This is a genomic window from Pseudomonas flavocrustae, from assembly GCF_029872515.1.
Lineage (GTDB): Bacteria > Pseudomonadota > Gammaproteobacteria > Pseudomonadales > Pseudomonadaceae > Chryseomonas > Chryseomonas aestiva.
Genome location: NZ_JAPDIQ010000003.1, coordinates 256,170 through 273,484 on the forward strand (window position 1 = coordinate 256,170; position 17,315 = coordinate 273,484).

21 protein-coding genes are annotated in these 17,315 nt (G+C 62.2%); 18 read left to right on the forward strand and 3 right to left on the reverse strand.

Features of this window, described 5'->3' with window-relative positions:
- Positions 1–53 precede the first annotated feature (53 nt).
- The 6 genes from OMP44_RS09105 (at position 54) to OMP44_RS09130 (ending at position 6,090) form a co-directional block, all read left to right on the forward strand.
- Positions 54–356 (forward strand): phage tail assembly protein, encoded by a 303-nt coding sequence (locus tag OMP44_RS09105; protein ID WP_280307447.1) that lies wholly within the window; start codon positions 54–56, stop codon positions 354–356.
- An 8-nt stretch (positions 357–364) separates the two neighbouring features.
- Positions 365–484: a GpE family phage tail protein gene (locus OMP44_RS09110; protein WP_280307449.1), complete on the forward strand. Its 120-nt coding sequence runs from the start codon at positions 365–367 to the stop codon at positions 482–484.
- On the forward strand, positions 474–3,071 hold the full coding sequence (locus tag OMP44_RS09115) for a phage tail tape measure protein (protein ID WP_280307450.1): 2,598 nt from the start codon (positions 474–476) through the stop codon (positions 3,069–3,071). The genes OMP44_RS09110 and OMP44_RS09115 overlap by 11 nt, the downstream gene beginning before the upstream one ends.
- A 5-nt stretch (positions 3,072–3,076) precedes the next feature.
- Entirely contained in the window at positions 3,077–3,520 is a 444-nt protein-coding gene (locus tag OMP44_RS09120; protein ID WP_027599413.1) for a phage tail protein, read from the forward strand.
- Positions 3,517–4,791, forward strand: a complete 1,275-nt coding sequence (locus OMP44_RS09125) for a phage late control D family protein (protein WP_280307452.1) — start codon at positions 3,517–3,519, stop codon at positions 4,789–4,791. The genes OMP44_RS09120 and OMP44_RS09125 overlap by 4 nt, the downstream gene beginning before the upstream one ends.
- A gap of 444 nt (positions 4,792–5,235) precedes the next feature.
- The gene (locus OMP44_RS09130; protein ID WP_280307453.1) at positions 5,236–6,090 is read left to right on the forward strand and encodes a DNA adenine methylase; all 855 of its coding nucleotides are present in this window, start codon (positions 5,236–5,238) and stop codon (positions 6,088–6,090) included.
- A 3-nt stretch (positions 6,091–6,093) separates the two neighbouring features.
- Here OMP44_RS09130 and OMP44_RS09135 read toward each other — a convergent pair whose 3' ends face one another.
- A complete protein-coding gene (locus OMP44_RS09135; RefSeq protein ID WP_280307455.1) occupies positions 6,094–7,413 on the reverse strand; it encodes a hypothetical protein in 1,320 nt (439 codons plus the stop codon).
- 187 nt (positions 7,414–7,600) lie between these two features.
- Positions 7,601–7,954 (reverse strand): helix-turn-helix domain-containing protein, encoded by a 354-nt coding sequence (locus tag OMP44_RS09140; RefSeq protein ID WP_280307456.1) that lies wholly within the window; start codon positions 7,952–7,954, stop codon positions 7,601–7,603.
- Between the two features lie 76 nt (positions 7,955–8,030).
- Here OMP44_RS09140 and OMP44_RS09145 point away from each other — a divergent pair, with 76 nt between their 5' ends.
- The 10 genes from OMP44_RS09145 (at position 8,031) to OMP44_RS09190 (ending at position 14,111) form a co-directional block, all read left to right on the forward strand.
- Positions 8,031–8,282, forward strand: a complete 252-nt coding sequence (locus OMP44_RS09145) for a DNA-binding protein (RefSeq protein ID WP_280307458.1) — start codon at positions 8,031–8,033, stop codon at positions 8,280–8,282.
- Positions 8,279–8,761, forward strand: a complete 483-nt coding sequence (locus tag OMP44_RS09150; protein ID WP_280307459.1) for a YmfL family putative regulatory protein — start codon at positions 8,279–8,281, stop codon at positions 8,759–8,761. Before OMP44_RS09145 ends, OMP44_RS09150 begins: the two co-directional genes overlap by 4 nt.
- A gap of 91 nt (positions 8,762–8,852) precedes the next feature.
- Complete coding sequence (locus OMP44_RS09155) at positions 8,853–9,233, forward strand: hypothetical protein (RefSeq protein ID WP_280307460.1); 381 nt, start codon at positions 8,853–8,855, stop codon at positions 9,231–9,233.
- Positions 9,233–9,583 carry a hypothetical protein gene (locus OMP44_RS09160; protein ID WP_280307462.1) on the forward strand — a complete coding sequence of 117 codons (351 nt, stop codon included), beginning with the start codon at positions 9,233–9,235 and terminating at the stop codon, positions 9,581–9,583. The genes OMP44_RS09155 and OMP44_RS09160 overlap by 1 nt, the downstream gene beginning before the upstream one ends.
- A 75-nt stretch (positions 9,584–9,658) precedes the next feature.
- Positions 9,659–9,901: a hypothetical protein gene (locus OMP44_RS09165; RefSeq protein ID WP_280307463.1), complete on the forward strand. Its 243-nt coding sequence runs from the start codon at positions 9,659–9,661 to the stop codon at positions 9,899–9,901.
- Positions 9,901–10,119, forward strand: coding sequence for a hypothetical protein (locus tag OMP44_RS09170; protein WP_280307464.1), 219 nt, complete (start codon positions 9,901–9,903; stop codon positions 10,117–10,119). The genes OMP44_RS09165 and OMP44_RS09170 overlap by 1 nt, the downstream gene beginning before the upstream one ends.
- Before the next feature lie 2 nt (positions 10,120–10,121).
- Positions 10,122–12,935 (forward strand): toprim domain-containing protein, encoded by a 2,814-nt coding sequence (locus OMP44_RS09175; RefSeq protein ID WP_280307466.1) that lies wholly within the window; start codon positions 10,122–10,124, stop codon positions 12,933–12,935.
- A gap of 103 nt (positions 12,936–13,038) precedes the next feature.
- Entirely contained in the window at positions 13,039–13,296 is a 258-nt protein-coding gene (locus OMP44_RS09180) for a hypothetical protein (RefSeq protein WP_280307468.1), read from the forward strand.
- 2 nt (positions 13,297–13,298) lie between these two features.
- Complete coding sequence (locus OMP44_RS09185; protein ID WP_280307469.1) at positions 13,299–13,838, forward strand: BRO-N domain-containing protein; 540 nt, start codon at positions 13,299–13,301, stop codon at positions 13,836–13,838.
- A gap of 3 nt (positions 13,839–13,841) precedes the next feature.
- Positions 13,842–14,111 carry a pyocin activator PrtN family protein gene (locus OMP44_RS09190; RefSeq protein WP_280307470.1) on the forward strand — a complete coding sequence of 90 codons (270 nt, stop codon included), beginning with the start codon at positions 13,842–13,844 and terminating at the stop codon, positions 14,109–14,111.
- Here the strand turns inward: OMP44_RS09190 and OMP44_RS09195 are convergent.
- The gene (locus tag OMP44_RS09195) at positions 14,108–15,223 is read right to left on the reverse strand and encodes a tyrosine-type recombinase/integrase (protein WP_280307471.1); all 1,116 of its coding nucleotides are present in this window, start codon (positions 15,221–15,223) and stop codon (positions 14,108–14,110) included. The two genes, OMP44_RS09190 and OMP44_RS09195, sit on opposite strands and share 4 nt — an antisense overlap.
- 105 nt (positions 15,224–15,328) lie before the next feature.
- Between OMP44_RS09195 and dusA the strand changes: the two genes are divergently transcribed.
- Both dusA and tal read left to right on the forward strand, forming a co-directional pair.
- Entirely contained in the window at positions 15,329–16,339 is a 1,011-nt protein-coding gene (dusA, locus tag OMP44_RS09200; RefSeq protein ID WP_280307472.1) for a tRNA dihydrouridine(20/20a) synthase DusA, read from the forward strand.
- Positions 16,340–16,386: 47 nt separating this feature from the next.
- A complete protein-coding gene (gene tal, locus OMP44_RS09205) occupies positions 16,387–17,313 on the forward strand; it encodes a transaldolase (RefSeq protein WP_133861615.1) in 927 nt (308 codons plus the stop codon).
- The last annotated feature ends 2 nt before the right edge of the window (positions 17,314–17,315 follow it).

Here is a 17,315-nt window from a genome sequence, read left to right on the forward strand (position 1 = left end):
CATCCGAGCCCGCTGCGGCGGGCCATTCCTAGCCCATTCCCTGGAGCACCCCCATGACCGATACCACCGACAACGTCGTCGTCCTCGACCAACCCATCGTCCGCGGCGAGACCACCATCGAGCAGATCACCCTGCGCAAGCCCAATGCCGGCGAGCTGCGCGGCATCACCCTGTCCGACCTGCTGCAGCTGGACGTCAACGCCATCGTCCGCGTAACCCCGCGCATCAGCAGCCCCACTCTCACCGAGGCCGAGCTACGCGCTATGGACCCGGCCGACCTGGTCGACGTCGGCGGAAAGATCGCTGGTTTTTTGCTGAAGAAGTCCGACAAGGCGGCGCTCTTCCCCGCCAAGTAGAGGATGCGATGGCGGACCTCGCCATCACCTTCCACTGGCAACCGGCCCAGCTCGATGCCCTGGGCCTGGCCGAACTGATGGACTGGCGCGAGCGCGCCCGCAAACGAGTCACCCCCGATGGCCAATGACCTCCAGATCCGAGTCTTGCTGTCCGCCCTGGACAAGGTCACGGCCCCGCTCAAACGCATCGCCGGGGGCGGCAACGCGACCGCCCGGGCGCTCAAGGCTGCCCGGGACCGGGTCAAGGAGCTCAACCAGCAGCAGCAAGACATCAGCGCCTACCAGCGCCAGCGCGAGGCCGTGCGCCAGAGCGCCGAGGCCCTGGCCAAGGGCCAGGAGAAGCTGCGGTCCTACCGCGAGCAGCTCAAGGCCATGGACGCGCCGTCCGCCGCCTTCCAGAAGACCTTCGCCAACGCGGCCGCAGCCGTCGACAAGCTGCAGGCCAAACACACCGCCCAGCGCACCGAGCTGCAGCGCCTGCTGCCAATCATGCGCGCCAGTGGCGTCGATACCCGCGACCTCGGCGGCGCTCAGGCGCGGCTGCAGGCGCAACTCACCAGCGCCAATGCCGCGATCGACACCCAGCGGGGCAAGCTCGAGCGCCTCAATCGTATGCAGGAGAAGCTGGCCAGCGTCCGCAACAAGCTCAAGCGCGGCCAGGAGTTCGCCGGCAACGCCGCCATGGCCGGCGCCAGCTCGGCTGCCACCGGCGCCGCGATCGGCGGCCCGGTGCTGGGCATAATCAAGGCCTTCGCCCCAGCCGAGGACGCCGCCACCCAGCTGCGCGCCTCACTGATGCTGAGCGACGGCACCGCCCCCAAGGAATTCAAGGAGATCTCCGACCTGGCCACGCGCCTGGGCGATCGCCTGCCCGGTACCACAGCCGAATTCCAGGAAATGATGACCATGCTGGTACGCCATGGGATGTCCGCCAAGACCATCCTCGGCGGTATGGGCGAGGCTGCTGCCTACCTAGGCGTCCAGCTCAAGATGCCAGTCACCGAGGCCGCTGAGTTCGCCGCCAAGATGCAGGACGCCACCCGCACCAGCGAGAAGGACCTCATGGGGCTGATGGACACCATCCAGCGCGGCTTCTACCTGGGCGTCGACTCCAACAACATGCTCGAAGGCTTCAGCAAGATCAGCCCGGCGCTGGACATCATCAAGAAGGAGGGCCTCGAGGCGGCCAACGCGCTTGCCCCCTTGCTCATCCAGCTCGACCAGACCGGCATGGAGGGCGGCGCCGCCGGCAACGCCCTGCGCAAGATCTTTCAGATGGGCATGGACACCACAAAGGTCGGCAAGGCCAACAAGGGCATCAAGCAGAAGGGCATCCAGCTGGACTTTACCGACGGCAAGGGCGAATTCGGCGGCATGGAGAAACTCTACGCCCAGCTGGACAAGCTCAAGGGGCTCAACACCGAGACCCGCCTGGGCGTGCTGAAACAGATCTTCGGCGACGACTCCGAGACCCTCACCGCGCTCAATACCATGATGTCCAAGGGCCTGGCCGGCTATCAGGAAGTCCAAGGCAAGATGAAGGCCCAGGCAGACCTGCAGATGCGCGTCAACGAGCAGCTGGGCACCCTCTCCAACACCTGGGAGGCCGCGACTGGCGCCTTCACCAACGCCCAGTCCGAATTCGGCGCCGCCATTGCGCCCCAGCTCAAGGATATCATCACCTGGCTGGGTGACCTCGCCGGCAAAACGGGCGCCTGGGCACGCGAGAATCCGGTCCTCGCCGGCAACCTGGTCAAGGTGGCCGCGGTGCTGTCTGCCGTCTCGATCGCCTTCGGCACCGTCGCTCTGGGCGTTGCCGGCGTGCTCGGCCCCTTCCTCGCGCTGCGCTTCATGCTCGCACAGGTCGGCATCCGCTTGCCGAGTCTGATCGGCCTGCTGTTCAACCTCGGCAAGACCGCCCTGCCCTTGGTGGCCACCGGCTTCCGGCTGCTCGGCGCTGCCGTAATGGCCAATCCCATCGCCGCCATCATTCTCGGTTTGGTCACCGCGGGCGCTCTGCTCTACACCAACTGGAGCACTATTGGCCCGTGGTTCAGAGGGTTGTGGGAGGAGATGAAGACGGGAGCCACGGGTGGTATTGCTGGGATCGCCAAGCTGATCCTGGACTTCTCCCCGATCGGTCTCTTCTACCGCGCCTTCGCGGCGGTGATGACCTACTTCGGTGTCGAGCTTCCCACCAAATTCACTGACCTCGGCGGCATGATGATGCAGGGCCTGGTCAACGGCATTACCAGCGGCCTGGGCGCGGTGAAGAACGCGGTGATGGGCGCCGGCGAGAGCGCGATCAACTTCTTCAAGGAGAAGCTCGACATCCACTCGCCGTCCCGCGTCTTCGCCGCCCTGGGCGAGTTCACCATGCAGGGCCTGGCCATCGGCCTGGGCAAGGGGGAAGGCAGTCCGCTAGCCCAGATCGCCGGTACAGCAAAACGCATCGCAAGCACCGGCGCGATCGCCCTGGGCGTCGGTACGGCCGCCACCCCGGCGCTGGCCAACGGCATCACCTTCGACGACCGCCCCGCGATGTCCGCCGCAGCGCCCGCTGCGCCGACAGGCGGCGACGTTTACCACATCACCATCAACGCAGGTACCGGTATGGACGGCCAGGCGATCGCCCGCGAGGTCCAGGCCGCCCTGGCCCGCATCGAGAACCAGAAGGCCGCCCGCAGCCGCAGCAGCCTCAGAGATAGGACCTGACCACCATGATGATGGCCCTCGGCAACTTCATCTTCAGCCTATACACCCTCGCCTACCAGGAGCTGCAGCGGCAGACCGACTACCGCCACGCCAGCAGCTCCCGCGTGGGCGCCGCGCCGGCGCGCCAGTTCCTGGGCAAGGGCGACGACAGCATCACCCTGCCGGGCTGGCTCGCCCCGGAGCTCGCCGGCACGCCCAGCAGCCTGGACGTGCTGCGCTACATGGCCGGTACCGGCGGTGCTTGGCCACTCATCGAGGGCAGCGGGCGGATCTACGGCCTCTGGGTCATCGAGAGCATCACCGAGACCAAGACACTGTTCTTCTCGGACGGCACCCCGCGCCGCATCGAGTTCAGCATTGCCCTCAAGCGCGTTGACGACGACACCGGCCGCGAGCTGCTCGGCGCCGGCATGGCCGGCATGGGCACCCTGCTGAGGAAGCTGCTGTGATCCAGGAGCTGCTCGACACCGCCACCGGCCAGCTGCGTACCCTCGGCCGCGACCTGGTGCAGGGCGCCACCTATGCCCAGGCCCGCTACCAGATCCTGGTCGACGGCAAGGACATCAGCGCCCTCATCGCGCCGCGGCTGATCAGCCTGGATCTGACGGACAACCGCGGTCTCGAGGCTGACCAACTGAGCCTGGTGCTGTCCGACCACGACGGCCTGCTGGCCATCCCGCCCCGGGGCGCCAAGATCCGCCTCTGGCTGGGCTGGTCCACCACCGGCCTGATCGACAAGGGCAGCTACATCGTCGACGAGACCGAGCACAGCGGCGCCCCCGACGTGCTCAGCATCCGCGCCCGCAGCGCCGACCTACGCAAAGGCCTCAAGACCAAGCGGGACCAGAGCTACAGCGCCACTACCCTGGGCGCCGTCCTACGCGTCCTGGCCGCGCGCCAGGGACTCACCCCGCTCATCGCGCCCGCCCTCGAGGCGCAGCAGATCCTGCAGCTGGACCAGACCGGCGAATCGGACGCCAACCTGCTGACCCGCCTGGGTGAAGACTACGATGCGGTGGCCACCGTGAAGGCGGGCCGGCTGCTGTTCCTCCCGGCCGGCGGCGGCAAGGCGGTCAGCGGCGCCGACCTAGGCCACGTCACCCTCACCCGCAAGGACGGCGACCAGCACAGCTACCTGCAGGCCGATCGCGAGAGCTACGACGCCGTGCGGGCCTTCTACTACGACGTCAACAGCGCCAAGAAGCAGGAGGCCATTGCCGGCGGCGGCGACAACGTGAAGGACCTACGCCACACCTACGCCGACCAACTCTCAGCGCTGCGCGCCGCCCGGGCCGAGTGGAACCGCCTGCAGCGCGGTACCGCCACCCTCACCTACCAGCTCGCCCTGGGCCGGCCTGAGCTCATGCCCGAGCTCACCTACACCCTGCAGGGCGTGAAGGCCGAGATCGACGCCATCATCTGGTACGGGGGGAATGTGCAGCACAGCCTCACGGCAGACGGCGGCTACACCACGCGCCTGGAGCTGGAAGCTAAGCTGCCGGAAGACCTAGTAGCCGACCTGGTCGACGAGATCCAGGGCGATTACACCGGCATCATCGCCTACTACCGCGATCCCAAGACCGGCAAGGAGCACACCCTAACCGAGGGGGACCAGAGCAAGCCGCGACGGCTGCGTCACTTGTACGCGACGAAGGCAACAGCGAAGCGGGCGGTGGAACGGGAGTGGCAGAAGCTACAGGCGGCGAAGCCTTCAGTTTGATCTCCACGATATCGGACCATGAACCCGGGATAGATCTCTAACCAACCGATACACCCGCTCCTGCTCGTGACAAGGTAGCAGCCGAAACACCTGCACCAGCTCTTTTTCCAACGAGGACGCCTTAGGCTGCAATGTCTGGCTGGGAGGTATGGGATGAGTTTGGATGGCCTGTTCCATGTTTTCAACAACCCGGCTATACTGTTTTTTCGTACAGTACATTTTGTGATGGTGTTCGCCAACCCTCTAGAAACCAAACAGTTGAGTGTTAGGTAGGTGCTGGTAGTGCGCTAGCTGGCTGAACTGTATGCTTTCCGAGTACTGTATACATATACAGTTATATTTTGTGGCATAGTCCGCCCCCGCTTTTCCGGTCATCCAGATGCTGAGCGACTGGCTAGGCCTCACGTCAAGCAGTTCGTTTTGTGATCATTATATGGAGCAGTCATGTCGAAGACCTTTGTCACCCCCCTCCGATACCCAGGAGGCAAAGGCAGGCTAGGAGCATGGCTAGCTGAAGTGATCAAGCTCAATGGGTTACAAAACGGCACATATATTGAGCCTTACGCTGGAGGCGCTGGAGCAGCTGTTTTTCTACTTTCCAACAACTACATTGATCGAATCGTGATCAATGATGCAGATCCCGTAATCTATGCTTTTTGGAAAGCAGTACTCAACGATACTGAGCGCTTGATTAGCCTGATCCAAAACACCCCAGTGACAATGGAAACTTGGCACAACCAAAGATCAATAGTTGATTCCGGAGACACGGCAGACTGGACAGCTCTTGGCTTCGCAACTTTCTTCCTTAATCGAACAAATCGATCAGGAATCATAAAAGGCGGTGTTATTGGCGGGAAAGATCAAACAGGTCCTTACAAAATCGGCGCCCGCTATAAAATCGAAGATCTCATCCTTCGTATTCGACGACTCGAAACACTGAAAGACCGAATCTCACTATTTAATTTAGACGCAATGGATTTATTAGAAGCAAGGAACATCGGTCGCGACGATAACAGCCTTACATATCTCGACCCTCCTTACTACCAGAAGGGCAGCCAACTTTACCGTAACCATTACAAGCCTGAAGATCACAAGCACATTGCAGAGAAAGTACAAGCCATGAACACGCCATGGCTTGTCACCTATGACAATTGTGAACCCATAAGAAACCTGTATCAAGAATCCAATTGCGTAGAATTCTCTTTACAGTATTCAACTCACATATTGAGGCCAAAGGCCACTGAAGTCATGTTTAGCGGCGGACTAACTCTCTTTACAGACCCATACATCAAGCGCTAGCAACTACCAACACGCAATAACATACTCTGAAATCTCATCCCAAAGAGCATTCAACGTCTCGCCACTTGGAAATCTTTCCGTATTATGCAAGTACTTTTGAAGGGTAGTTATATTTATAAGCCCCCCTTCATTAGTGCAGTTGCTAATTATCGCCCCTAGGCGCTCTTTGGAAATAGCATTCGTTATACACATATGCTCTGCACAGGCTTTAACCCTAGCGCGAAGGCTACTATCCTCCTTCCGCATAGCCTCAGGATATCTTTCCAAGTAATTATTTGTACTTAGCTCCACAAGTGCCCTAAGCAAAAAAGCAACTGATATTGGCGTTCCATCTTTCCCTGAATGCTTCAGCTTTGCCAATTCAAAGACTATATCTTTAACTTTCTTTTCTTCCGGGGGCAGTACAAGCCCAGACCCTTTAAACGAAAATACTTTCAGACGCAGGCCTGAGCGTGGTCCTATACGACTATCGCCGCCAGAAGGTTTAGCCGAATCAACCGTCCCACCTAGAGGGTTTTGCTGCGTGCCTGTGGGATTTACAGGCTCATCACTATTAGAGTCCTCACCCCAATCATCACTGCGCTTTTCTGACTCCAGATAATTGTCATCGCCGCCATCATCATTCACAGAATAATCTTCAGCATCAAAGCCTGCAGGCACTTCAGCAGGCTCGGTTAGCCCAACTGAAAAACGTACTGAAGCAATATAATCATTCCCTTGATTAATTGATCTAAGATCATCCACCTTTAGAGCCTTGCTTGCTAGATCAGCAATAACTTTTGAGGCCATGTGTTTAGCTTTTTCTTGTTCAATCACAAGCTTAAGCTTGTCATCCTGAACAACAAATCCAAGCCCCAACAAAGCATTCTGCTTTAAAAACCTTGCCAACGTAGATACGGGAAACTCATCCTCCACCTCAATACCTTGGCCTTCAGACCAATAAAGGTATTGACCAGCCCGCTTGTATTGAGAGGATTGCTTATGCTCTAGGAGAAATAGAGTTCTTAGATAAGAAGACCACACTACCTGGCCTGCTCCACCCCTTGCACCAGAATGCCTGCTCAACACTTCTCTAACCAACACCTCTTCTATATCGCAGCAGTGGCACTCTACCGTCTTTGGTATATTGTCTTTGTATATTTCACCAAGCTTTTCTATTCGACGCCTCAATTCAGGACTAGGACATAACGAAGGCTTGTTTAATAGTTTAAGACAAGCCACTCGTCTATTTCCATCCCAAGCCTTGTATTTATTCCCCGCAGTTGAAACGAGAATAGAAACAGTACCCAGCCCATCTTTAGCGATGCTCTTCATCAAAGTCATGAATGTGTCTTCATCCTTAAGCAGACGTCTTATGCAGTCTGACTGATCAACTCCATGACGAATTCGAGCATTTCCTTCATCCAGTAAGAGCTTGGAAACTGGCACAGACGCGAGTCTTTTGAAATACCTACGGCTCATTGTTTATTCCCTTAATCATGATCAGTAGTAGCGTTCAGGTAGGCTAGGACTAAGACTTTCTAGAATCCAGTGCACCATCTGCCGCAGCCATAGCAAATGCCATTCGGCGAACAGACTCTCTGTTGTAATCGGACATACCTCGGAGGTAGGCAACTATTTCCTGCTCTTCTTTCGTTAGAGCCGTCTCTTCAATAGGTTGACGCTTTCCGGTAAGAACATAGAGCACATCGACGCCAGCAGCAGCGATCGCCTCTAGATAGGCAGAATCAGGATTCCGCTCTCCCTTCTCGTATTTCCCCTGCGAATTTCGATTCACGCCACCGATTTGGCCCAACTCGTCCTGGGTCAAGCTCAGCCGATCTCGCTCTTCGCGCAATCTGTCGCCTAATGCACGCGCTTGCACACAATTTCCTTTGACTTGCGCCCTAATGGGTGCATAATCAGCTTCTGATGAACACGTTTGAACACATATGGACACTATGCCTGCCCCTCTGACTACCGAGCAAGCCCGCGCCAAGCTGGATCGAGCGGGCATATCCATCGCCGAGTTCAGCCGCACTCATGCGCTGAACAAAAATTTGGTCAGCGACTTGTTGAACGGTCGCAAGAAAGGCCGTCGTGGTGAGGCTCACCGCGCGGCAGTCCTACTCGGCATCAAACAGGGTGAGATCCCAGCCCCCACTGCGGCGCAACACTATGGGCGCGCGGTCCAGGGAGAAACTGGAACATGAAACGTCCTGCCCTAGAAACCCGCCGCCAGGTCGTCAGCGCCGTGATTTGCGCCTATCCCGGCGGCCGCGAATGCGCCGCCGCCCGTCTCGGCCTGCCGCTCAAGAAGTTCGACAACCACGCCTATGAGACCGCTGGCTGCCGGCCACTGACCGACGATCAGATCCGGCTGCTGGAGCAAGAGACCGGCACCACTCACCTGGTGGACTATCTGGCCGGGCAGTACGGCGGCTTCTTCGTCCGCCAGGCTGAGGTGGAAGACCTGGACAACGTCGATCTCTACGCTCGCAGCGTGGAGACGGCCGTCAGGCGCGGACGGCTGAACCAACTCATTGCCCAGGCGCTGGAAGACGGCGTGATCGACGAGAAGGAGGTAGTCACTCTCCTGGCCGCCCACCGTCACTACATGGCCGGTAGCGCCGCAGAGATGCATGCGGTCGTCACGCTCCACGTCAGCAAGCCCGGAAGAACACCAGGCTAGCCGCAAGACCCGAATCCCAGTCGCTCGCCAGGATGGCGGGTCAGTAGTCGGCGCGGAGCGCCAGAACGCCGCGAAAGCGGTGGGAGTCACGATGGAATTCCTGTTCAGGCCCTTCCGCAAGGCCAAGCGCAGCCGCTTCATCTGCGAAACCTGCGGCGCGCCCCTGGTCTGCCGCACCAGCTGGGCCGAGCACCTCTTCATGCGCCGCGAGCTGTACCAGTGCGATTTCGTCCCCTGCAGCCAGAGCTATTGGGGTCGTAACGAACTGACGCACTGCGCGGCCCAGAGCGGCCTACCCGGGGCGAAGCCTTCGGCATTGCCCATGCAGACGCGGGACTATGTAGCCATGGCCCAGCAGGTGTACGAACACAACCAACGCCTGGCCGAGGCCAAGAACGAGCACCAACTGGATCTGCTGGACGCAGAGCCGGACCACCAACCGCAGCACGCCAAAGAGGATCTTGCATCGTGATGACCACCTACCCCGCCGACTACCTCGAAACCATGCAGGCCGCTGCCCTGGGCTTCCTCCGACGCCATGAGGGCCAGTACCTCGGCCAGAATCAGGCGCTGTTCCAGCGCGCCGTGGAAAACCTCCAGACCCTGGGCGTTCACCAGCCCACTGCCGAACGCTTGGTGTCACGCGCCCATGACCAGCTCGAGGCCCTCAAGGGCCACCGCTTCCTCGACATCGACGCCAGCACCGGCGACACCGCCGTCCTGGTCAACCCGGCCACCGGCCAGCGCTATCGCATTCCGATCGCGGAGATCTTCGACGCCCTGATCGACGAAGACCCCGGCGCCCAATCCACCACCCGCTAATCCCTGACTGACCCGCCCTATGCCCGCCGTTGCGTGGGTAGGGGTGAACTGCGCCCTCTTGCAGCGAGAACCACCATGCCCAGCACCCTATCCGTCCAGATCGACCTGCCACCGGAGCTCGCCGAGAGCTACGCCAACTGGCTGCAGAGCCGTGTCGACCACACCATCCGCCAGCACCAGTGGGAGCCCCGCTTCACCCGCATCGAGGACTGGACCAGCCGCCGCACCGCCATCCTACGGCGCTATCCGCCTTTGCTCGCCGCCGACCAGACCGCCACGCAGATCCGCGCCCAGCTCGCCGCCCAGGAGGCCAACTGATGCGCCGCCGACTCGACGTCACCCTCTCCCACAACGGTGGCCAACCCCTGGTCGTCTCCAACGATGGCGCCCTGGGCGTGGTGGACTTCTGGACGCCCGCCGAGCTGCGCGAACTGGCCCGCGCCCTCAACGTCCTGGCCACCGATGCCGAGCGCCATGGCTGCGGTGACCTGCGCCTGATCCGCGAACTCGGTACTGGCCGGCCGGCGGAGTTCTGAGCATGCGGCAGATGGACCAACAGCTCCGCGCCGACGTGCTCCAGCGCCTCGAGCAGGACCTTGGCATGCAGCGCATCAGCGGCACCAAGTACCTGCGCAAGGGCGAATGCCCGGCCTGCCACAAGCGCGAGCTGTTCACCGATCACACCAACCCCTGGGTGGTGAAGTGCGGCCGCGAGGCCAAGTGCGGTCAGAGCTGGCACGTCAAGGAGCTGTTCAGCGAGCTGTTCGAAGACTGGTCCGAGCGCTTCAAGCCCAGCGCCGACGCCCCGGCCGCCAGCGCGGACGGCTACCTGCAGTTCGCCCGCGGCTTCGACCTGGCCCTGATCAAGGGCTGGTACACCCAGGAGACCTACTGGGATCGCGCCCAGGGCCTCGGCTCGGCTACCGTCCGCTTCCACTTGGCCAAGGGCGGCTACTGGGAACGGCTGATCGATCGCCCGGCGCGCTTCGGCAAGCAGAAGGCCCGCTTCCAGCCCGGCGCCAGCTACCGCGGCGTCTGGTGGTGCCCGCCGAGCCTGGACCTGCAGACGGTCAAGGAGCTATGGATCGTCGAGGGCATCTTCGACGCCATCGCTCTGCTGCACCACGGCATCGCCGCCGTCTCGGCCATGAGCAGCAACGCCTATCCCGAGGAATCGCTCAAGGCGCTGGCCAGCGACCGCCAGGGCGATCTACCCAAGCTCGTCTGGGCCCTGGACAACGAGCCCGGTGCCCACCGTTACACCCGCCGCTGGGCCCGCCAGGCGCGCGAGCTGGGCTTCAACTGCGAGGCGGCGCAAATTCCCCAACCGGGCAGCCGCAAGGTCGACTGGAACGACCTGCACCAGCGCTGGACCTTCGAGCCGGACGAGGCCAAGCGCACCGCACGCCGCGAGCACGACCTCAAGGAAGCCCGCTACCACGGCGCTCTGCTGCTGGCCGACACCGCCGCGGAGAAGGCGGTGCTGATGTACGAATGGCGCGAGCGCCACGAATTTCACTTCACCTTCGAGAGCCGCCTCTACTGGTTCAAGCTCGACCTCGACAAGTACAACAAGGCCCTGGCCCACCTCGAGGAATCCGAGCGCGACGAAGACCGCCAGCTCACCAGCAAGCAGCAGCGCGACAGGGCCATGCGCCTGGCCGGCAACGTGGTGGAGATCGCCAACTGTGCGCCACAGGCGCTGTACTTCCAGCGCAACGAGGTCACCGACGAATCCTGGTACTACTTCCGCGTCGAGTTTCCCCACGACGGCCCGGCGGTGAAGAACACCTTCACCGGCGCCCAGGTCGCCGCCGCCAGCGAATTCAAAAAGCGCCTGCTCAGCATGGCCGCCGGCGCCGTCTTCACCGGCAGCGGTACCCAGCTCGACAAGATCATGAAGGACCAGCTCTTCGGCCTGAAGACGGTGGAAACCATCGACTACGTTGGCTACAGCCGCGAGCACGGCTGCTACGTGTTCGGCGACCTCGCGGTACGCGACGGCCAGGTTCACCGGGTCAACGACGAGGACTATTTCGACTTCGGCAAGCTGCGCCTCAAGACCCTGCAGAAGACCATTGGCCTGCACCCCAATGACGTGGCCGCCGACTACCGCCAGGACTGGCTGCCCCTGCTCTGGACCTGTTTCGGCGCCAATGGCCTCACCGCCCTCACCTTCTGGTTCGGCTCGCTGTTCGCCGAGCAGATCCGCGCCCGCTATCAGTCCTTCCCCTTCCTGGAAGCTACCGGTGAAGCCGGCGCCGGCAAGACCACTCTGCTCACCTTCCTCTGGAAGCTGTTCGGCCGGGCCGGCTACGAAGGGTTCGACCCGTCCAAGTCATCCACCGCCGGCCGTAGCCGCGCCATGGGCCAGGTCGCCGGCATGCCTATCGTGTTGATCGAAGGTGATCGCAACGACCCGGAAAAGGCCCACGCCAAGAGCTTCGACTGGGACGAACTCAAGGACTTCTTCGGCGGTGGCACCCTGCGCACCCGCGGCATGAAGACGGCGGGCAACGAAACCTACGAGCCCCCTTTCCGCGGCACCATCGCCATCAGCCAGAACGCCGCGGTCAGCGCCTCCGAGGCCATCCTCACCCGGATCGTCAAACTGCACTTCACCCGCCCGGTGCTCACCGACGAAAGCCGCGCCGCGGCCGACACCCTGAGCCGCATGGACGGCGACGCCCTCAGTCATTTCCTGCTGCTGGCCACCCGCAAGGAAGCCGAGGTCATGGCACTCTTCCATGAGCGCTTTCCGCAATACGAAGCCAAGCTCCGCCGCCTGGACGACACCTGCTTCTGCTGCGGCGCGCCCCTCGGTGCCGATGCCCGTCATTGCAGCAGTTGCCAGAGCGACCTGGTTGGCCACCTGCGCATCGAGCGGATCGTGAAGAACCACGCCATGGTCCTCGCCCAGCTCGACTGCCTGACCCTGGTGGTGGCCATCCCCGAAGACATGATCCGCCAGACCCAGCGCACCATCGTCCGCATCGCCCTGGAGCGCCAGGCCGCCATCAGCGCGGACAACTCAGTAGTCACCGAATTCTGGCAGGTCTACGACTACCTCGAATCCATGAGCAGCGACCCGGTCGTCAACCACAGCGATGACGACCGTCTCATCGCCATCAACCTCAACGAGTTCATCGAGCGCGCCGCCGAGCACCGCCAGCGCCTGGCCGACCTGAGCACCCTGCGCGAGCTGCTCAAGGACAGTCGCCAATTCCGCTACCTGGACAACAAGGTCGTCACCAGCCGCATCCGCAAGAAACAGCGGCGCGCCAACCCCCTGGACACCCGCGCGGACAAGGTCCGCTGCTGGGTCTTCACCAACCCAGCGGGCCCAGCGTGAACGGCCTCGAATCCCCTTACCGCGCGGGCCAAAGCGCGGAAACGAAAAAGCCCGGAGGAGCTGCAACTCCCCCGGGCCCTACCACCACCCCTGGAGAACCATCATGCGAATGACCCAGCGCAGCAGCACGCACCAGCCTATCACGCTCCACCCGCCCCTGGTCCGCCGGATCAGGGCCACCGCGCTACTCGGCGAGGCCCTGATCCGCTACCAGGTCAGCCACACCCTCGGCGATCGCATCCACCTGCTGGCCCTGGCCAGCATGGCCAACACCCTCGGCGCCCTGACCCAGCAGGACGCCGACGTCATCAACACCGCTCTGGCCAAGCCGGTCCAGCAGCACCCAGGAAAAGGAGAGTGAACATGAACAGCCTCAATCTCATCAGAAACGCCTTCCAGTTCGCCGAGCGCGACGTCCGTACCGCCATCGGTGGGGATGGGGAAGTCTGGTTCTGTGCCAAAGATGTCTACGAGGTGCTTGGCATCGTCTGGAAAGGTGCATCGGGCAGTCTGAAAAACATCCCCGAAGAGTGGCGAGGGATATGCTACTGCCAGACGCGTGGCGGGGGTCAGGAGGTCATTTTCATCTCAGAACCCGCTGTCTATCAGACCATCTTCGCCTCTCGCAAACCGGAGGCACAGGCGTTCGCTGGATGGGTCTGCAAGGAGGTACTTCCCTCCATCCGCAAGCAAGGCTTCTTCGGCACCGTTCCCGGACCGCAGCGGGCCGCCTACTCCCGGCAGATCGCCAAGCTCACCCAGCAGCTGGTAGGCACCAAGGACGCCTTCGCCCGCCAGCTCCTGATCGCCGAGCTACGCGACCTGTGCAGTCTGGTCGGCAGACCGATGCCAGACCTGGCCTTGCTGGGCAAGGACCATCAGCAACTGCCGCTGGAGGTGTGACCGGTGAACACCCTCTTTCTGCTCATGGCCCAGTACCAAGGCGCCGCGGTGGTTCCGCTGGAGCGCCTGTGCACCGACTACTTCAGCCACCTGACGCCGACCAAGCTGCGGAGCAAGATCATCGCCGGCGTCATCGATCTACCGCTGGTACGGATCGAGAACAGCCAGAAGGCCGTCCAGGGCGTCCACCTGGCGGACCTCGCCCGCTATCTGGATCTGCAGCGCGAGCAGGCCGTCCGCGAGAACGACAAGCTCCACAACCGGGCCAACTAGCCCGTCACGCGCGCGCCGAGCGTCACCGGCGCCGCGATGATCCTCTCCAACCAGGGCCATCCCGCATAGGGATCGCCCCGGCCTCTCAGGTGCGTATAGCGCCGCAGCGAATTCCAGTCCCGATGGCCCGATACGCTGGCCACCCGCGGAATGTCCCAGTCCATCTCGAACAGCCGGCTGACGCCGTCGTGCCGCAGGTCGTGAAAGCGCAGATCCTGCAGCCCCAGGAACTGGCAGGCCTTGGTGAACGACGCCGAGATCGAGTCGCCGTTGTAGGGGAAGATCTCTTCGCACTCGCGCGGCATCGACTGCAGAATCGCCCAGGCCTCATCTGGCAGGTGGCACCAGACATGGTTGCCGATCTTCTGCCCGGGGTTCTTCATGTCGCGCACCAGCACCGCCTGGCGGCGCTCGTCCAGGTCGTCCCAACGGATGCGGGTGATCTCTTCCTGGCGGCGCGTGGAGAAGATGGCGAAGGCGATCACCTTGGGCATGTTGATCGACGCCGGCCGGCGCCGTTGCATCTCGAAGAAGTGCTCGAGCAACCGATCCAGCTCCTGGAGCTCGGGCCGCCGATTGCGCTCCTTGCTCTTGCTGACCATGCCCATCTTCTTCAGCACCCGGCGGGCGTCGGCCATGGCGTGCAGATCGATCTCGTACCCCCACGCCGGCCTGGCGATCGACAGCACGGCCGCCAGGTGCGAAAGGTCATTGCCCACCGTCTGCGCCTGCACACCACCACCCTCGGCGCCCATCCGCCACTGGCCATACTCCACCAGCCGCTGGCTGGTGAGCTCGCGGTCCTGCAGGTCACCGAGCCAGGTCTCGCCGATGACCTTCAGCGTTGCCTCCTTGGTCCGGCCGAGGGCACCGCCGTACTGCTCCAGGTACCTAGCGATCATCTGCCGCACGGTCGCCCCGCCTCGCGCGGCCCGTTCCAGCGCGCCAGGTTGCGCCAGTTCCGTTTCCCGCTTTTTCACCCATGCCTGCGCGGTCTGCTTCCGCTCGAAGGTCTGGGATTCTTGATAGACTACGACTCCTTCGCGGCGGAGCCTGATCTGGGCCGTATACCTCACGCCCTTCTTGTTTTCCCGCCGTGTAATCGTGCCCATTTGCCGTCCAGTGCTAAAAGTTTTTCCGCAGTGCTTAAATTTAGCACTGACCTCCGAAAAACCAGCAAAAATACGGCAAAATAGTGCTACAAACGAAGCCTCTTAATGCTAGCCGAAACCGCCTCAACCCCAGTCACCACGCGCCCTGAGCCGTCCCGCCGCTTTTCCGTGGCGCCCATGATGGATTGGACGGACCGCCATTGCCGCTATTTCCATCGTTTGCTGTCCCAGCATGCCCTGCTCTATACGGAGATGGTCACCACCGGTGCCCTGTTGCATGGCGATGCCCAGCGCTTTCTGCGCCATGACGAGACCGAGCATCCCCTGGCGCTGCAGCTAGGCGGCAGCGTGCCGGCCGAGCTGGCCGCCGCGGCGCGGTTGGGTGAGCAGGCGGGGTATGACGAGATCAACCTGAATGTCGGCTGCCCCAGCGACCGGGTGCAGAACAACATGATCGGCGCCTGCCTGATGGCCTATCCCGAGCGGGTGGCCGACAGCGTCAAGGCAATGCGCGATGCCGTGGCTATCCCGGTGACGGTCAAGCACCGCATCGGCATCTCCGGGCGCGACAGCTACGAGGCCCTGCGGGACTTCGTCGGCCAGGTCGCCGAGGCCGGTTGCCGCAGCTTTACCGTGCACGCGCGCATCGCCATCCTCGAAGGGCTGTCGCCCAAGCAGAATCGCGAGATCCCGCCGCTGCGCTACGACGTGGCCGCGCGGCTGGTGCAGGATTTTCCGGATCTCGAATTCATCCTGAATGGCGGGATCAAGACCCTGGACACCTGCCGCGAGCAGCTGGAGGTCTTCGATGGGGTGATGCTGGGTCGCGAGGCCTACCAGAATCCCTACCTACTGGCGGAAGTGGACGCGGCGCTCTACGACTGCGACCGCCCGCAACTGACCCGCCATGAGGTCATGCTGCAGCTGCGGCCCTATGTCGAGGCGCATCTGCAACAGGGTGGGCTCATCCATCACGTCACCCGCCATATCCTGGGCCTGGCGCAGGGCTTTCCCGGCGCGCGGCGCTTCCGTCAACTGCTGTCCACCGATCTGCATCGCAGCCCTGAACCGCTGCGCCTGTATGACGAGGCCACTGAACTTCTCAGGGGCCACTGAGTCACGTCTCCACGATGTCCATTCGTTAACCGAAGGAAAGACCTGCCATGAGCAAGCTGGAACAACTCAAGCAATACACCACGGTCGTCGCCGATACCGGCGATCTGGACGCCATCGCCCGCCTCAAGCCCTACGACGCCACCACCAACCCCTCGCTGCTGCTCAAGGCCGCTGCCCTGCCCCGCTACGAAGAACACCTGCAGGCTGCCTTCAGCGGCGCCAAGGGTGACATCGGTCTGGCCTGCGATCGCTTCGCCGTGGCCGTCGGTGGCGAGATCCTCAAGCTGATCCCCGGTCGCATCTCCACCGAGGTGGACGCGCGCCTGTCGTTCGACACCGCCGCCACCCTGGATCGCGCCCATCGCCTGATCGAACTGTACGAGAAGGCCGGTATCGGCAAGGACCGCGTGCTGATCAAGATCGCCTCCACCTGGGAAGGCATCCGCGCCGCCGAGCAACTGGAGAAGGAAGGCATCCAGACCAACCTGACCCTGCTGTTCTCCTTCGCCCAGGCCGCCGCCTGCGCCGAAGCGGGCGTATTCCTGATCTCGCCCTTCGTCGGTCGCATCTACGACTGGTACAAGAAGGCCGAAGGCCGTGACTACGAAGGCGCGGAAGATCCGGGCGTGAAGTCCGTGACCCGCATCTACCAGTACTACAAGGCCAATGGCTACGACACCGTGGTGATGGGTGCCAGCTTCCGCAACCTGAACCAGATCGAGCAGCTGGCCGGCTGTGATCGCCTGACCATCAGCCCCGAATTGCTGCAGCAGCTGTCGGAAGCCCAGGGCGACCTGCCGCGCGTGCTGAACGCCGACAGCACCGGTGGCGAGCCCAAGCAGCAGCTGAACGAGGCCGCCTTCCGCTGGGCGCACAACGAAGACGCCATGGCCACCGAAAAGCTGGCCGAAGGCATTCGCCAGTTCGCGCGGGATCAGGAAAAGCTGGAAGTGCTGCTGCCCGGCAAGCGCTAAGG

Coding starts and splice junctions, on each gene's coding strand:
- OMP44_RS09105 (WP_280307447.1), top strand. CDS start 54: ATGACCGATACCACCGACAACGTCGTCGTCCTCGACCAACCCATCGTC.
- OMP44_RS09110 (WP_280307449.1), top strand. CDS start 365: ATGGCGGACCTCGCCATCACCTTCCACTGGCAACCGGCCCAGCTCGAT.
- OMP44_RS09115 (WP_280307450.1), top strand. CDS start 474: ATGGCCAATGACCTCCAGATCCGAGTCTTGCTGTCCGCCCTGGACAAG.
- OMP44_RS09120 (WP_027599413.1), top strand. CDS start 3,077: ATGATGATGGCCCTCGGCAACTTCATCTTCAGCCTATACACCCTCGCC.
- OMP44_RS09130 (WP_280307453.1), top strand. CDS start 5,236: ATGTCGAAGACCTTTGTCACCCCCCTCCGATACCCAGGAGGCAAAGGC.
- OMP44_RS09135 (WP_280307455.1), bottom strand. CDS start 7,413: ATGACTTTGATGAAGAGCATCGCTAAAGATGGGCTGGGTACTGTTTCT.
- OMP44_RS09145 (WP_280307458.1), top strand. CDS start 8,031: ATGCCTGCCCCTCTGACTACCGAGCAAGCCCGCGCCAAGCTGGATCGA.
- OMP44_RS09150 (WP_280307459.1), top strand. CDS start 8,279: ATGAAACGTCCTGCCCTAGAAACCCGCCGCCAGGTCGTCAGCGCCGTG.
- OMP44_RS09155 (WP_280307460.1), top strand. CDS start 8,853: ATGGAATTCCTGTTCAGGCCCTTCCGCAAGGCCAAGCGCAGCCGCTTC.
- OMP44_RS09160 (WP_280307462.1), top strand. CDS start 9,233: ATGACCACCTACCCCGCCGACTACCTCGAAACCATGCAGGCCGCTGCC.
- OMP44_RS09165 (WP_280307463.1), top strand. CDS start 9,659: ATGCCCAGCACCCTATCCGTCCAGATCGACCTGCCACCGGAGCTCGCC.
- OMP44_RS09170 (WP_280307464.1), top strand. CDS start 9,901: ATGCGCCGCCGACTCGACGTCACCCTCTCCCACAACGGTGGCCAACCC.
- OMP44_RS09175 (WP_280307466.1), top strand. CDS start 10,122: ATGCGGCAGATGGACCAACAGCTCCGCGCCGACGTGCTCCAGCGCCTC.
- OMP44_RS09180 (WP_280307468.1), top strand. CDS start 13,039: ATGCGAATGACCCAGCGCAGCAGCACGCACCAGCCTATCACGCTCCAC.
- OMP44_RS09185 (WP_280307469.1), top strand. CDS start 13,299: ATGAACAGCCTCAATCTCATCAGAAACGCCTTCCAGTTCGCCGAGCGC.
- OMP44_RS09195 (WP_280307471.1), bottom strand. CDS start 15,223: ATGGGCACGATTACACGGCGGGAAAACAAGAAGGGCGTGAGGTATACG.
- dusA (WP_280307472.1), top strand. CDS start 15,329: ATGCTAGCCGAAACCGCCTCAACCCCAGTCACCACGCGCCCTGAGCCG.
- tal (WP_133861615.1), top strand. CDS start 16,387: ATGAGCAAGCTGGAACAACTCAAGCAATACACCACGGTCGTCGCCGAT.